The sequence below is a fragment of the Ruegeria sp. CDSC079 genome, assembly GCF_059610505.1.
In genome coordinates, this window is sequence record NZ_JBXWNT010000004.1 from 272,110 (window position 1) to 286,454 (window position 14,345).

At 58.1% G+C, this 14,345-nt stretch carries 13 protein-coding genes; 7 read left to right on the plus strand and 6 right to left on the minus strand.

Annotation, left to right across the window (positions count from 1 at the left end):
• Positions 1-46 precede the first annotated feature (46 nt).
• Complete coding sequence (locus tag AC2FIC_RS09430; protein ID WP_496691091.1) at positions 47-694, minus strand: response regulator; 648 nt, start codon at positions 692-694, stop codon at positions 47-49.
• Positions 691-2,124 carry a cache domain-containing protein gene (locus AC2FIC_RS09435; RefSeq protein ID WP_142633292.1) on the minus strand — a complete coding sequence of 478 codons (1,434 nt, stop codon included), beginning with the start codon at positions 2,122-2,124 and terminating at the stop codon, positions 691-693. Before AC2FIC_RS09435 ends, AC2FIC_RS09430 begins: the two co-directional genes overlap by 4 nt.
• Positions 2,125-2,369: 245 nt before the next feature.
• Here AC2FIC_RS09435 and AC2FIC_RS09440 point away from each other — a divergent pair, with 245 nt between their 5' ends.
• From AC2FIC_RS09440 to AC2FIC_RS09450, 3 genes are all read left to right on the plus strand, one after another.
• Entirely contained in the window at positions 2,370-3,452 is a 1,083-nt protein-coding gene (locus AC2FIC_RS09440) for a TRAP transporter substrate-binding protein (RefSeq protein WP_142633295.1), read from the plus strand.
• Between the two features lie 119 nt (positions 3,453-3,571).
• On the plus strand, positions 3,572-4,498 hold the full coding sequence (locus AC2FIC_RS09445; protein WP_496691092.1) for a TRAP transporter small permease subunit: 927 nt from the start codon (positions 3,572-3,574) through the stop codon (positions 4,496-4,498).
• Between the two features lie 17 nt (positions 4,499-4,515).
• Positions 4,516-6,870, plus strand: coding sequence for a TRAP transporter large permease (locus AC2FIC_RS09450; RefSeq protein ID WP_496691093.1), 2,355 nt, complete (start codon positions 4,516-4,518; stop codon positions 6,868-6,870).
• Positions 6,871-7,004: 134 nt separating this feature from the next.
• On the opposite strand, the gene AC2FIC_RS09455 is transcribed toward AC2FIC_RS09450, so the two are convergent.
• The 4 genes from AC2FIC_RS09455 to AC2FIC_RS09470 form a co-directional block, all read right to left on the minus strand.
• Complete coding sequence (locus tag AC2FIC_RS09455) at positions 7,005-7,394, minus strand: VOC family protein (protein ID WP_496691094.1); 390 nt, start codon at positions 7,392-7,394, stop codon at positions 7,005-7,007.
• A gap of 6 nt (positions 7,395-7,400) precedes the next feature.
• A complete protein-coding gene (locus tag AC2FIC_RS09460; protein WP_496688360.1) occupies positions 7,401-8,225 on the minus strand; it encodes an arginyltransferase in 825 nt (274 codons plus the stop codon).
• Positions 8,226-8,300: 75 nt separating this feature from the next.
• Positions 8,301-8,732 (minus strand): RDD family protein, encoded by a 432-nt coding sequence (locus AC2FIC_RS09465; RefSeq protein WP_142635100.1) that lies wholly within the window; start codon positions 8,730-8,732, stop codon positions 8,301-8,303.
• 63 nt (positions 8,733-8,795) lie between these two features.
• The gene (locus tag AC2FIC_RS09470) at positions 8,796-9,218 is read right to left on the minus strand and encodes a DUF2852 domain-containing protein (RefSeq protein ID WP_496691095.1); all 423 of its coding nucleotides are present in this window, start codon (positions 9,216-9,218) and stop codon (positions 8,796-8,798) included.
• A 282-nt stretch (positions 9,219-9,500) separates the two neighbouring features.
• Here AC2FIC_RS09470 and AC2FIC_RS09475 point away from each other — a divergent pair, with 282 nt between their 5' ends.
• The 4 genes from AC2FIC_RS09475 to AC2FIC_RS09490 are packed head-to-tail and all read left to right on the plus strand — an operon-like array spanning position 9,501 to position 14,329.
• Positions 9,501-12,290 (plus strand): [protein-PII] uridylyltransferase family protein, encoded by a 2,790-nt coding sequence (locus tag AC2FIC_RS09475; protein ID WP_496691096.1) that lies wholly within the window; start codon positions 9,501-9,503, stop codon positions 12,288-12,290.
• Entirely contained in the window at positions 12,277-12,549 is a 273-nt protein-coding gene (locus tag AC2FIC_RS09480; RefSeq protein WP_281971953.1) for a hypothetical protein, read from the plus strand. Before AC2FIC_RS09475 ends, AC2FIC_RS09480 begins: the two co-directional genes overlap by 14 nt.
• A gap of 38 nt (positions 12,550-12,587) precedes the next feature.
• On the plus strand, positions 12,588-13,790 hold the full coding sequence (locus AC2FIC_RS09485) for an RSP_2647 family RNA methyltransferase (RefSeq protein ID WP_496691097.1): 1,203 nt from the start codon (positions 12,588-12,590) through the stop codon (positions 13,788-13,790).
• Positions 13,787-14,329 (plus strand): RSP_2648 family PIN domain-containing protein, encoded by a 543-nt coding sequence (locus AC2FIC_RS09490; RefSeq protein ID WP_142633313.1) that lies wholly within the window; start codon positions 13,787-13,789, stop codon positions 14,327-14,329. The genes AC2FIC_RS09485 and AC2FIC_RS09490 overlap by 4 nt, the downstream gene beginning before the upstream one ends.
• Positions 14,330-14,345 lie beyond the last annotated feature (16 nt).

Genomic DNA, 14,345 nt, shown 5'->3' on the forward strand with positions numbered 1-14,345 from the left:
CCTGCCTGCGGAGGCTAGGCCGAGCAGCGCGTGCCGCGCTACGGGATCAGAACCCTGGGCTGGTGCCCTGTAGAACGCCGTGCTCCAGCGCATAGCGGGTCAGGCCGGCAGTTGAGGATATGCCCAATTTTCGTTTGATGTTCTTGCGATGGGTCTCGACCGTTCGCACTGAGATATCAAGGGTTTGGGCGACTTCTTTGTTCGACTTACCCTGTGCCAGCTCCAGCAAGATCGTCTGCTCGCGCCCGGTCAAAGCCTCGCGCGTTGTGTCGCCTTTGGGTTTGAGGGAACCGCTTGCGCCCGTGCACAAATATTGTTCACCCCGCATGACGGCGTCGATGGCCTTTTTGATTTCATCCGTTGGGACGTCCTTGAGCACGTACCCTTTTGCACCGTGGCTGAGAGCAGTCGAAATATATTCGGGGCTGTCATGCATGGACAGGATCAAAATGCAGGTGTCCGGTATGCGTTCAAGGATGATCTCAGTTGCGCTCAGACCGCTTAGCCCGGGCATATTCAGGTCCATCAGGATGACGTCAGGCTTCAGATTTGCAACCTGATCAACCGCTTTCTTTCCGCTGCTGAGTGTCCCGACCACGGTGATGTCGTCATAGCTTTCGAGGATCGACTGGATCCCCTCGGCCACCATTGGATGATCGTCGACAATCAGGACCCGGATCGTCTGGTCGCTCATGTACCGGCCTTTCGGTTCGGAGTTGCGTCTTCCTGTGGCGGCAACAGGTGGCTGAGTGGCAGGCTGACCTCGATCACTGTGCCGCTGCGGTGGCCGCGTGATGACAGAATACGCAGCGATCCGTCAAGTTGCTCGATCCGTTCCTGCATATTGCGCAACCCAATCCCGGTACTGCCCCGACCCGGAGAGTTGCGCAAACCGCGGCCATTGTCGGTTATTCGCATGGTTGCGCCTTTCTTGTGCCCGCGCAGATCGATGGTGACATGGGTGGCACCGGAATGGCGTTCGATATTGGTCAGGGCCTCTTGGGCGATGCGGTAGAGGGCGATCTTGCTATCCTGATCCAGCCGGTTGCGGAAAACAACGGTCGAGAAATCGGTCTCGATCCCGGTTCTCTCGCGGAAATCATCTGTCAGAGCCTCAAGCGCGGGGCCGAGGCCCAAATCGTCCAGCACGCCTGGGCGCAAGTCGCGACTGATGCGGCGGACCTCGCTGATAGCGGTTCCCAGATGCTCGATCCCCTTGTCCAGTGGATCATGCGCGCCCACATCATCGCCGCGCGACAGGCGACGGCGGGCGTTGTCCAACGCAAAGCGCACGCCCACAAGGATCTGGCTGATCCCGTCATGAAGCTCGCGTGCCACACGGCCGCGCTCTTCCTCTTGTGCGTCGAACACCCGTTGGGTCAGCTGTTTCAGCTTGGCATCGGCCAGACGTCTTTCGCGGATGTTCAACAGCATGCCCGAGGCAAAGACGATCAGAACAGCGGCCAGAACAATGGCGCCGATATACATAAAGGTACGCTGCACGCGCGCTTCAACCTCGGCCCGGGCGCTGGCAACGGCGGCAACGATGTCGTCGATGAAGACGCCGGTGCCCACAACCCAGCGCCAATCCTGAAGGCCGACGACATAGGCGATCATCTGCGCCTCTTCCCCGGTCGAGGGCTTTTGCCACATAAAGCTGTGCCAACCCGCACCCTGCCTGGCGAGGCGGATGAACTCATTCACCACCGGTGTGCCGTCGCTGTCGGTCAGACCCTCCCAATTTCGGTTGATGAACTCAGTCTGACGGGGGCTGACCAGATTGGTGCCGTCATAGTCATAGACGAAAAAGAACCCGTCCTGCCCATAGATCATGGCCGACAGGATTTGCGCGACCTGAGTTTTGGCGGCGGTGTCATCCGGAGCCGCGCGCCCGTAGATATAGGCAAACCCATTGCGCGCCTGAGTCACATAGTTGCGCAGCTCTTCCTTCTTGGCCTGAATCAAAGAGCGTTCCAGTGCTTCAATTTCGCGCTCGGCAGTGGCGCGCGCCTCATAGGCAACCATCACCGCAATCGCGGCCACCGCCACGACCAGCGGGATCGCTGCCACCAGCGACAGCTTTTGAGCATAGGTCAACGAGACCAGTTGTCGAAGTCTTTGCATGGACGAATCGATACGCAAGCCACAGCAAAATTGCAAAAAGATTGGGCGTCTGGCGGGAAAACGGCACCAAAAATCCCTGTTTTGCTATGATTGGACCGTTATTGCCTGTGCAATTCGCGCAGAAAGCCGCGTTTCTACGCAGTAGTAGGTATTCCCTTTCACTTCCTTGTGACTAGTCTTGCCGCTGTTGAATACGACAGGCCCGGACAATCCGGGTCATGATTATGAAGGGGAGGATCACTCATATGGACCGTCGTTCATTTCTGAAAACATCCGCACTGGGCGGCTCGGCTGCTGCAGCGACCACGCTGGCGGCACCGGCCTATGCACAGGGCAAGCGCACGCTGACCATGGTCACATCCTGGGGCCGTGGCCTTGCAGGTGTGTTCGACAGCGCGCAGCGTTGCGCCGACAGCATCACCACCATGTCGGACGGCAACCTGAACGTTGAGATCAAAGCAGCCGGTGAGCTGGTTGGCGCGTTCGAAGTGTTTGACGCGGTATCATCCGGTCAGGCCGATATGTACCACGCGGCAGACTATTATTTTGTGGGTCAGCATCCGGGCTATGCATTCTTTACCGCTGTTCCGTTTGGTATGACCGCCCAGGAACTGGTGAACTGGTACTACCATGCCGGTGGTATGGAACTGCATGACGAGCTGGGCGAAATCTTTGGCCTGAAATCCTTCCTGGCTGGTAACACCGGTGCGCAGGCGGGTGGCTGGTACTCGAAAGAGATCAACAGCCCCGAAGATTTCAACGGCCTGAAGTTCCGCATGCCGGGGCTGGGCGGTAAAGCTCTGGGTAAACTGGGCGCATCCGTACAGAACATTCCGGGCTCCGAAGTGTATCAGGCGCTGTCATCCGGCGCGATCGACGGAACCGAGTGGATCGGTCCGTGGGCTGACGAAAAAGCCGGTTTCCAGGAAATCACCAAGACATACTACACCGCGGGCTTCCATGAGCCGGGTGCGGGTCTTTCGCTGGCAACCAACCGCGAGGTCTATGACAGCCTGTCTGCCTCGCAGCAGAAGATCATCGAGATCGCCGCAGGTGAATGCCATCAGTGGAACCTGGCGCAATTCCTGGCCAACAACGGCGCGGCGCTGCAGCGTCTGCAGGCAGGTGGCGTCAAGGTCATGGAGTTCCCGGACAGCGTTTGGGACGCGTTTGGTGCCGCAAGCCAGGAAGTCCTGGACGAGAACATGGGCGACGAGCTGTTCAAGCGCATCCACGACAGCGCGATGGAATCCATGGCCGCGTCTTCGGCCTGGAACAATCTGTCGTCGGGTGTCTACACCTCGCAGCGCGACCGCGTTCGCGGCTAAGTCACTTCGATCTTTGAAATCGGTTCCCCCGCATGTCGGGGGAGCCTTTCCCGTTGCGCATCTGACGGTCGGACAAACTGTAACTCTCAAATGTGCAACTGACGCGACCTGGGGACAACATGCAGGACGAAAACGGTATCTCGTTCTTCGGCGCCCTGTGGAATGGACTGATATGGTTCATTCAGAGCATTGCCGAAGCCTTCATTAATTTCGGATACGCCATCACGCATCCGCAACTCTGGCTGGACTGGTCGGACAAAGAAGCGGTCATGCGCTTTGTCTATTACGGCGGGTCGGTCGAGTTCTTCTTTGTGGTTTTCACGCTGTTTCTGGTGTTGACGGCCATTGGTCTGTACTACCGCAACTTCATGTGGGCGATGGTGCGCGGGCTTGAAGGCTTTGCCAACACGACGGGGCGTTTCTTCGCCTGGGCAGGCCTTTTGATGGTGGTTCAGCAGATCATCATCGTGTTCATGCAGCGGGTCTTTACCCGCCCGGATATGTCCTTTGGGCTGGGTATCCCGTTTCAGATGGATATCAGCTGGTTCGCGGAAGAGCTGAAACTGTATAACGCCATGGTCGTGTGCCTGTGCTGCACCTACACCTTTGTACAGGGCGGCCATGTCCGCGTTGACCTGATCTATGCCGGCATCAGCCACCGCGCCAAACGTGTGGTCGACATGTGTGGTGCTGTACTGTTCATGATGCCGATGGCGGTGCTGACCTGGATGTATGGCTGGTACTTCATGTGGCGGCATCTGATCGTGCCGAAGCCCTCGGCCAGTGATACTTTGGACCGGCTGGTGGCCAAGTCCCGCGCGCTGCGCTGGAACGTGGAAACCATCGGGTTCAGCCCCAACGGATTCAACGGCTATTTCCTGTTCAAGATCCTACTGATCGCCTTCGCAGCGATGGTGTTCCTGCACGCGATTGCATTCCTGTACCGCTCGTATCTGGAATATGTGGAAGGCCCGGAAAGTGTTGGAAAATACCTCGACAAGGACAGCCTTGGCGAGGGTGAAGAAGCCTACGAAGGCGCGCATTAGGGACGGAGAACCAGACAATGCTATTCGGACTTGATGGCGTCGAGATAGGCCTCATTATCGTATTTTTCTGCCTCTTCGGAGGTATTCTATCCGGTTTTCCGGTGGCCTTCGCCATCGGCGGGGCAGGAGTGATCTCATTCGGCATCATCGCCGCATTGGACAGCGCAGGTTTGCTGATTCACCAGGCGATCGACACCGGCTCTGCGGCGTATCGGGATCTGGTCAGCACCGGGGTTAAACCCGATACCATATCAGTGTTCCGCTTCCCGGACTTACCAAGGATTGCCGAGCCTGTTTTTGTCTCGGGCTGGGAAACCGCGCTGGACCGCAACGTGTCGTTCATCGTGAACCGCATGAACGAGCGGGTTCTGGCCGGTCAGTCTATCGAAACCCTTCTGGCGGTTTTGATGTTCGTGCTGATGGGCATCACGCTTGAACGGTCGAAGATCGCCAATGATCTGCTGACCACAATGGCGCGCGTCTTTGGACCGTTGCCGGGTGGTCTGGCCGTTTCGATTGTGGTCGTGGGGGCGTTTCTTGCGGCCTCAACCGGGATCGTGGGCGCGACCGTTGTAACCATGGGCTTGCTGGCGCTGCCAACCATGCTGCGCAACAACTATTCGCCTGAATTGGCGACGGGTGTCATCGCGGCTTCGGGAACGCTGGGGCAGATCATTCCGCCCTCGATCGTGATTGTTTTGCTGGGAACTCTGGCCGGAGACTTGTATTCCACCGCGCAAGAGACGCGCGCGGTTGATGCCGGGTGTACAGACGCGCTGACCTATCTAGGTCAGCCTGCGGTCGTATCGGTTGGTACTTTGTTCCAGGCCGCCTTGCTGCCAGGGATCATGCTGGCGCTGCTATATGCGCTTTATGCCTTTGGCTATGCGCTGCTCAACCCGCATAAGGCGCCTGCGGTGCCCATGACCGGCGGCAGCGGAGAGCCCATTACCCGTTCAGAAGGTTTCACCTGGTTGCTGGGTGCGCCTGTCGCGCTGATCGTGGGTACAGTTCTACTGGGCAATCTGGGGGTTATCGGCAGCCAGAACGTCTCGGTCTCGGCCTTCTCCGATATCGGGCAGGGCGCATCGCTGCGGACCAACGTTTCCGAAACCTGCAAAGCCTCGATGATCGAGCTGCATGGTCAATCCGCTTGGGATCAGGCCGTGGCCGAGCAAACGGCCATTGATGACGCAGGTGGTGCCGCAGAATCAACTCGTCTGACCGAGGAAGAGCTTGCCACCGCGCAGCAGGAGAAGATTGCCAACGCCGCTCCGATTGGAACGGGTGTTGCGGTGATGGTTCTGTTGCTTGGTCTGACCATTGTGATGGGTCGGGGCATCGCGCCGTCTCGGTCGCCGCAGCCGCTGATCCTTGGGGCCATTGGTCTGATCCTGATGTTGCTTGTCGATATTCTGTTCGTGTCGCCAACAACGTCGTCAGGGTTGACCTTTGTGATGCTGGCGTTGCCCTTTGCCTTGGCCATCTATGGCTGCAAAGAGGCTGCGGCGCGCTGTGCCACCAATGATCTGATCCGGGTGGTCTTTCCACCGCTGGTTCTGATCATCGCGGTGCTGGGGTCGATCCTGGGTGGGGTGACCAACCCAACACCGGCGGCGGCTTTGGGCGCAGGTGGTGCGATCATGCTGGCGGCCTATCGCAAGCTGCAAGATCAGGAGCGGTCTGGCAAGGTCATCATCTGGGCCACCTTCGCCGTGGTCATTGCCCTGTTGATGGGGGTCAATTTTGATCTGCGCATCAATCAGAGCAGCGCCTCGGCCGAAACCTGGATTGCCTTCATCATAGCCTATGCGGCCTATCTGTATGCCCTGTTCGGTTTGCTGTTCGGCTGCTGGGTTCTGTATTCCAGCGGCGTGCTGACCCCGGTGGTGCGGGAAACCGCCAAGGTGACCTCAATGGTGTTCACCATTTTGATCGGGTCTCAGTTGCTGAACCTTGTGGTGATCTCGTTTGGCGGTGAGCATTATATCCAGCAGTTCCTCAAGAGCTTTGACAATGAATTCACGGTCTTCCTGATCGTGATGCTGGTGCTGTTCTTCCTTGGGTTCGTACTGGATTTCCTGGAAATCATCTACATCGTGATCCCGATTGTAGGCCCGGTAATCTATGGCGGGTCTTTTGATCCGAAATGGGTGACGATCATGGTGGCGGTGAACCTGCAGACCTCGTTCCTGACGCCACCTTTTGGATTTGCGCTGTTCTATCTGCGCGGGGTCGCGCCGAAAGAAGTGACCACCGGCCACATCTATCGTGGGATTGTACCGTTTGTGCTGATCCAGGTGGTAGGTATCGGAATCCTTTGGTTCTTCCCTGCGATTGTGACCATCGTGCCGGATCTGATCCCGAACTGATCGAAGTTAGGTGTTTAAAGGAAAAGGGGGCCTGCGGGCCCCCTTTGCTTTGTTGGTAGGTAAAAGGGGCCAGCCCCTTCTTGGCCTGTGGCCAATTCAGCCCCGAGGTATTTTGGGCCAGATGAAGATGAGGATCAGGTGAATTGGATCAGATCCCAGCGGTTGCCGAATGGGTCCTGCCAGACCGCTACGGTCCCATAAGGTTCATGGCGCGGGGATTCTTCGAAATGGACGCCTTTGGCCAGCATGGCCTTGTGGTCGCGGTCGAAATTGTCGGTTTCCAGAAAGAAGCCGACCCGGCCACCTGTCTGGTTGCCGATTGCGGTTCTCTGATCTGCATCGGCGGCCCTGGCGAGAAGAAGTGAGCCCCCGGTGGATCCGGGTGGGCTTACGCGGACCCATCTTTTTCCAGCGCCCAAGTCGATGTCCTGCGTCAGGGAAAAGCTGAGTGTATGCGTGAAAAAGGCGATGGCATCATCGTAATCCGGCACGACAAGCGTAACGGCGTGGAGGCTTTGTTGCATCAGGTTTCAGCCTTTGGTCGGGTGACGATCAGGCAATTGGATGCTGGCAACCTGTTCGGCGATGGGGGCTGTGGACAGCGGGTGGTGGCCGTCATGTGCAATGTCATAGGGATCCTTGACCCGTTTCCATTCGCCCTGACTGTACACTTCCAGCCCTGCAAAGCGGGATTTGTATCCCATTTTCGGGCTGCCAGGCACCCAGTAGCCAAGATAAATATAGGGCAGACCCGCCTCGCGTGCGATGTCGATGTGATCTAAAATCATGTACGTGCCCAGTGAATTCTGAGGCTGTTCCGGGCTATAGAATGAATAGACCATGCTCAGCCCGTCATCCAAGACATCGGTCAAACTGACAGCGATCAGATTGCCGGATTCCGGGTCTGAATATTCGACCACTCGGCTGCGTATGGGGGTCTCTTCGATCATGGCTGCAAATTCGAAGACGTCCATATCCGCCATGCCGCCATCCGCATGTCGGGTGTCAAGATAGGTGCGGAACAGGTCATACTGTTCGTCGGTAGCCCATGGGGAATTCGCCCGGCGTCGCAGATATGAGTTCCGCCTGACCGCGCGTTTCTGGCTTTTGCTGGGTTGAAAGGCCGAAACGTCGATCCGCGCGGACAAACACGCGGCGCAATCGGTGCAGGAAGGGCGGTATAGGACGTTTTGAGACCGTCGAAACCCTTGCTGGGAAAGGGAGTCATTCAGTTGATTCGCGCCTTCGCCTTGCAGGGCTGTGAACAGCTTACGCTCCATCTTGCCCTCAAGATAAGGGCAAGGCTGAGGGGCCGTAACGTAGAATTGCGGCGCGATTGGCAGCGTGTGTCGCATGAATGTCCTATGTTTCCTGAAACGGGATGATAACAACCGTTCCCGGAGCCGCCAAGTGATTCACGCGACAGTCTTTTAAGCGCGACGGTTAATCATAACCGTGCCTAGAAGAGTGTCAGTCAGGCCCTGGCCGCGCGCGCCGGTCAGCATCATGATGACTGAAATGATTTGCAGCACCGGAAATGCCATGCTGACAAAATAACCGGCTGTGTGTGCGACCGCTTTACCTGTGTCCATTCGTTCACCAAAAGCGTCGCGCAGTTCGACCCCCATGAAACGCATACCCAGAGTGGCCGAGCCGTTGGCGATTGTGACGACGCGATAGACAAAACTGACCACCGCATAAATCAGGGCGAGTATCAGTACGCCGAGCCCGAGGGTCAGGACGATGGCGACGGTACAAAGCAGTGAAATAAAGGCGATATCGAACAGCCAGGCCAGGAACCGTTTGGTCGTGACGGACTGGTAAAACTCGGGCTGTCGGTTCGGGTCTGGCAAGGAGTGCATACGGGTCATTCCGGTAGATGTTTCAAATACCCTGTCCCGATTGTCGGAACAGGGCAAGGTCGATCAGGCGTTATCGCCGGATTCGTCGCTTTCGCGGTTCTCGCGGACGCGTTCATCCATGAACTGGTCGAATTCGGCCTTGTCTTTCGCTTCGCGCAGGCGATGCAGGAACGCTTCGAATTCCTGTTGCTCACGCTCCAACCGAGCCAGAGTATCGGACTTGTAGGCGTCGAATGCGCTGTTGCCCGAGGGCTTCATTGCGCTCATGTGGCTGTGCCAGGATTTGCGACGGCTGCAGGACTTGTTGAACATACGTTTGCTCCAGATCATGTAGGCCAGAAGGGCCAGGCCAAGGGGCCAGAAAAAGATGAAGCCAAGGACCATGGCTGCGATCCAGGCCCCTTTGCCTTTATCGTCAAGCCAGGCTTCTGCGCGGCTGAGCCATCCCGGGTTTTCAGGGACGGCGTGTTCGGTCAATGCGGTCATTGGTGCTCTCCGGGTTAGATGTAAATTGTTTTCACATTGAATAGATGGGGGCACCAAACCCAGTTACAAGAGGTCAATGTGAAAATGATTTACATTTCTGAATTTCGGATGGTTGACCTGACATCTGAACAAGCGCAATTTCAGTCTAACGCACCACGGTTTCTTTCAAACATTGACTGGGTTGTCTGCTGCGGCGCTGTTTTGAGTTAAGCGCCAGATTGTTGCAATGTCGGGTTAGAAATTTGGCCACAGAAATACTAAAACCACGTCATCGGAGATGAAATGACAGGACTTCTTGCCGTCAACCGTGTACCGCGCGCCTTTGATCATTCACTTGGTTCCGAAGCGCGCGAAGCAGTGGGTGGCATAACACCTGAGCAGGGGGAACTGATCGCAGGGGCTGCGGGCTCCAGCCCCTATCTCAAAGGCCTGATTGATCTGGAAGCCGACTGGCTACCGCAAGCTTTGGCTCAACCGGACGCGATGCTTGCATCCATTATGGAAACCGCAAGGGCCTTGCCTGCGGATCAACTCAGGCCGGGGCTGAGGCAGGCCAAGAGGCGTTTGGCGCTGTTGACCGCCCTGGCGGATCTGGCAGGGGCGTGGCCGTTGGAAAAAGTTACAGGGGCACTAACCGATTTCGGGGCCATGGTAGCGGATGTTGCCGCCAAGGCCGAGATTGCAACCTTGATCCGGCGAGGTAAATTGCCGGGGATGACCGAAGATGATGTCGCCTCTGCCGCGGGAATGATCATTTTGGCCATGGGCAAGATGGGTGCGCATGAGTTGAACTACAGCTCTGATATCGACCTGATCGTTTTGTTTGACGAAACGCGCTATGATCCGGACGATTTCTATGAAGCGCGGCAAGGGATGGTCCGGGCGACACGGAATTTCTGCGCCACACTCAGTGACAAGACAGCGGATGGATATGTATTTCGCACCGATCTAAGGCTGCGGCCTGACCCTGCGGTGACGCCAGTTTGTCTGGCTGCGGAAGCTGCCGAAAGGTACTATGAAAGTCTGGGCCGCACTTGGGAGCGCGCCGCATATATCAAAGCGCGTCCCTGCGCTGGCGATATCGCTGCGGGGCAGCGTTTTCTGGATACGCTCCGCCCCTTCATCTGGCGAAGGCATCTGGATTTCGCGGCTATTCAGGATGCCCATGACATGCGCTTGCGTATCCGCGAAAACAAAGGGACAGGCGGTGCGCTGACCATTCCGGGTCATGATATGAAACTAGGGCAAGGCGGGATACGTGAGATTGAATTCTTCACTCAGACCCGACAGTTGATTGCCGGAGGTCGCGATACGGACCTGCGCGTGCGTGGTACTGTTCCGGGTTTGGCGGCTTTGGCCGGCAAAGGGTGGGTGCCCGAGGACGTGGCTGAAAAGCTTACCGATCACTACCGCGCGCATCGCGAAGTCGAACACCGCATTCAGATGATCCATGATGCGCAGACCCATAAGATTCCGCAATCCTCGGACGGGATTGAGCGGATTGCATGCCTGATGGGGATTGATAGCGCCGATCTGACTGCGGATCTGAAACGGCGGCTGACCGAGGTTCATGAGTTGACCGAAGGTTTTTTCGCCCCCGGCCCGACAGCCCGTGCACCTTTGCCAGAAGTTGAATTTGACGAAAGCATATTGGCGCGCTGGACGACCTACCCATCACTGCGTTCTCAGCGCGGGGCGCGGATTTTCGAACGGTTGAAACCCGAGCTGCTGACGCGTCTTGCCAAAACCGCCCAACCGGATGAGGCGCTGCTGGCACTGGACGGGTTCCTTCGCGGGTTGCCTGCGGGCGTGCAGCTGTTTTCTCTGTTCGAGGCCAACCCGCAGCTTATCGACCTGCTTGTCGATATAGTAGGCACGTCGCATGCATTGGCCGCGCATTTGTCGCACAACGCCTCGGTCTTTGATGCGGTGATTGGCGGCAGCTTCTTTGACGACTGGCCGGGCCAAGCCGTGCTCCAGGACGAACTGGAACAAGAGCTGTCGCAGGAACAAGACTACGAAAGCCAGCTTGATCTGGCGCGGCGCTGGTGCAAGGAATGGCATTTCCGGATCGGCGTTCACCATCTGCGCGGGTTGATCGACGGCGTGCAGGCGGGGCAGCAATATGCCGAACTTGCAAGCGCGGTGATCGCTGCGATCCTGCCATGTGTTGTGGAGCAGTTCACCAGCAAACACGGGCCCGCACCTGGTCGCGGTGCCGCTGTGCTAGGCATGGGATCCCTGGGGGCAGGGCGGATCAACTCGCAATCTGACCTGGATATGATCGTGATCTACGACCCGCTGGATCAGGACATGTCCGAGGGCCCACGGCCTCTTGCCACGCGGACCTACTATGCCCGGTTCACGCAGGCACTGATCACGGCGCTGTCGGCCCCGATGTCGCAGGGGCGACTTTATGAGGTCGACATGCGGCTGCGCCCCTCGGGCAATCAGGGGCCGGTGGCGACCAGTTGGGCCAGCTTCACGAACTATCAGCAGAATGAGGCCTGGGTGTGGGAACACCTTGCCCTGACACGCGCAAACCCCGTCGCCGGTGAGCCCTCACTGGCCGACGATATCGAGAGCTTTCGAACAGAGCTTGTTTCGCGCTCCCGCGATCAGGCGCAGGTTTTGCGCGAAGTTGCCGAAATGCGCGCGCGTCTGGCAGCCGCGAAAACCCCCGCCGGTATTTGGGATGCCAAGAATGGGGCCGGACGCATGATGGACATAGAGCTGATGGCCGAAACAGGCGCTTTACTGTCCGGTGTTGCAAAGCGCGATGTACATGCCGGGTTGGACGGTGCAGTCGCAGCCGCGCTTTTGGATGTCGCTCAGGCGCAAACGTTGAAGGATTGCTACGATCTATGCTGGTCTGTGCAATGCGCAGCTCGGCTGTTGTCAGGTAAGGTTATCGAGGCCGATAAAATCGGAGAGGGCGGTTCCGCCTTCCTGTGTCGGGCCACCGGGTATGAGCAGGTAGAACAGTTGCAGGCCGCGTTGCAGGAAAGCTACGATATCGCCGCCGAAATTATCGGCCGCGTGATTCAGGAGGATAAAGATGCCGCGCAATGACGATCCGAACGATCACAAAGGCCTGATCCGCGAGGCCTATCGCATCGATGGCATCACATTGCCCGAATGTCGCAGTATCTTTCTGGACTGGGCGTTAAGCCTTCCGGAGGGGCGTGATCAGAGGCAAGCCCTGTCTGACCTGCACGCCATCTATGCCAAAGATGAGGCCGATCACCCAATGACACAGGTGCTGACCGAAGGGTTGCAATCTGCTCAGGCGCCGAAACGGCGCGGTGGTTGGCGGTCTCGCAACCGCTAGGGCTTTCCCCTCGGCGCGTTCGCGACTATGAGGTCGCCATGACCCAAACTGCAGACCGTCCCCGTATCCGCCTGAAACCCAAAGCCAATGCGCGCGGCCTGCGCCATGGCTTCCCGTGGGTCTATGCCAATGACATTGTCACCGACCGTCGCACGCGCAAAATCCCTGCTGGCGCGCTGGCCGTGCTCGAGGATGAAAATCGCGCGCCGATCGCGCTGGTGGCGGTCAATCCTGAATCGAAAATCATGTGCCGTGTGCTGGACCGCGATCCTGACGCCGAGCTGACGGCTGATTGGTTCGAAACCCGTCTGCGCCGCGCGCTTGATATGCGCGAACGCCTGTTTGACTCGCCCTTTTACCGCCTGGTCCATGCCGAGGCCGATGGCTTTCCGGGTGTCATCATCGACCGGTTCGGTGAGGCGTGTGTGATCCAGCCCAACGCTGCCTGGGCCGAAGCGCATCTGGATATGTTGACCGATGCACTGACCGCCGTGACCGGCGTGACGACCGTGCTGAAAAACGCCTCGGGCCGGACACGCGGTCTGGAAGGGTTGGATGATGTCAACCTGACCTTGCGCGGCACTGTCCCAGATGCGCCTTTGCCCGTGTTGATGAACGGTGCAACCTATATGGCGGATTTGGCGGGCGGTCAGAAAACCGGCCTGTTCTATGACCAACGCCCCAATCACGCCTTTGCTGCGCAGCTGGTTCAACCCAAGGCACAGGTACTGGATGTCTTCAGCCATGTCGGAGGGTTCGGGTTGGCGATGCTGGCGGGTGGCGCCGGACAGGCGCTGTCGGTCGACGGGTCGGCCACGGCATTGGAGTTGGCCGCAAAAGGGGCCGAGGCTTCTGGCTTTGCCGATCAATTCGACACGCGCCAAGGCGATGCCTTTGATGTGTTGGCTCAGTTGAACGACGAAGGCGCTAAATTCGACGTCGTTATCTGTGATCCTCCCGCCTTTGCACCATCAAGGCAGGCGCTGGATGCAGGGCTGCGGGCCTATGAACGCATTGCGCGATTGGCCGCCACACTGGTCAAGCCGGGCGGATATCTGGGCTTATGCTCATGCTCGCACGCTGCTGATCTGGGCCGCTTCCGCGACGCCTCATCCCGTGGTATCGGGCGCGCCGGGCGCTCAGCCCAACTGATCCATACGGGCTTTGCCGGGCCCGATCACCCGCAACTGCCGCAGCTGGCTGAAAGCGGTTACCTCAAGGCCGTGTTCTACCGGTTATGAAGGCTGTACTCGATACCTGCGTCATCTATCCAACGGTGATGCGTGAGATGCTGTTGGGCACCGCCCGACTAGGTCATTTCACCCCTATATGGTCGGCGCGCATCCTCGAGGAATGGGCCCGCGCCGCACGCAAGCTGGGCCCCGAGGGCGAGGCGCAGGCCCGTGCCGAGATTGCCCTGACGCAGGTCAAATGGCCCAAGGCAGAACGCCCAGCCAATGATGGTCTGCAGGCTCGGCTCTGGCTGCCGGACGCCGCTGATATCCACGTTTTGGCCACTGCAGTAGCCGCGTCAGCGGATACCATCGTCACGGTCAACGCCAAGGATTTCCCCAGAAATATTCTTGCAGAAGAAGGGCTTGAGCGGCGTGACCCTGACAGTCTGCTGTATGGTTTCTGGTATAACGACCCGCAAGGGCTGGACCAGCTTGCACAGCAGGTACTGGCCGAAGCAAACCGCCTGTCAGGCGATACATGGACTTTGCGTGGATTGATGAAAAAAGCCCGCCTGCCGCGTCTGGGTAAAGCGCTGACTACCTAGGCGCGATCCCTGTTTC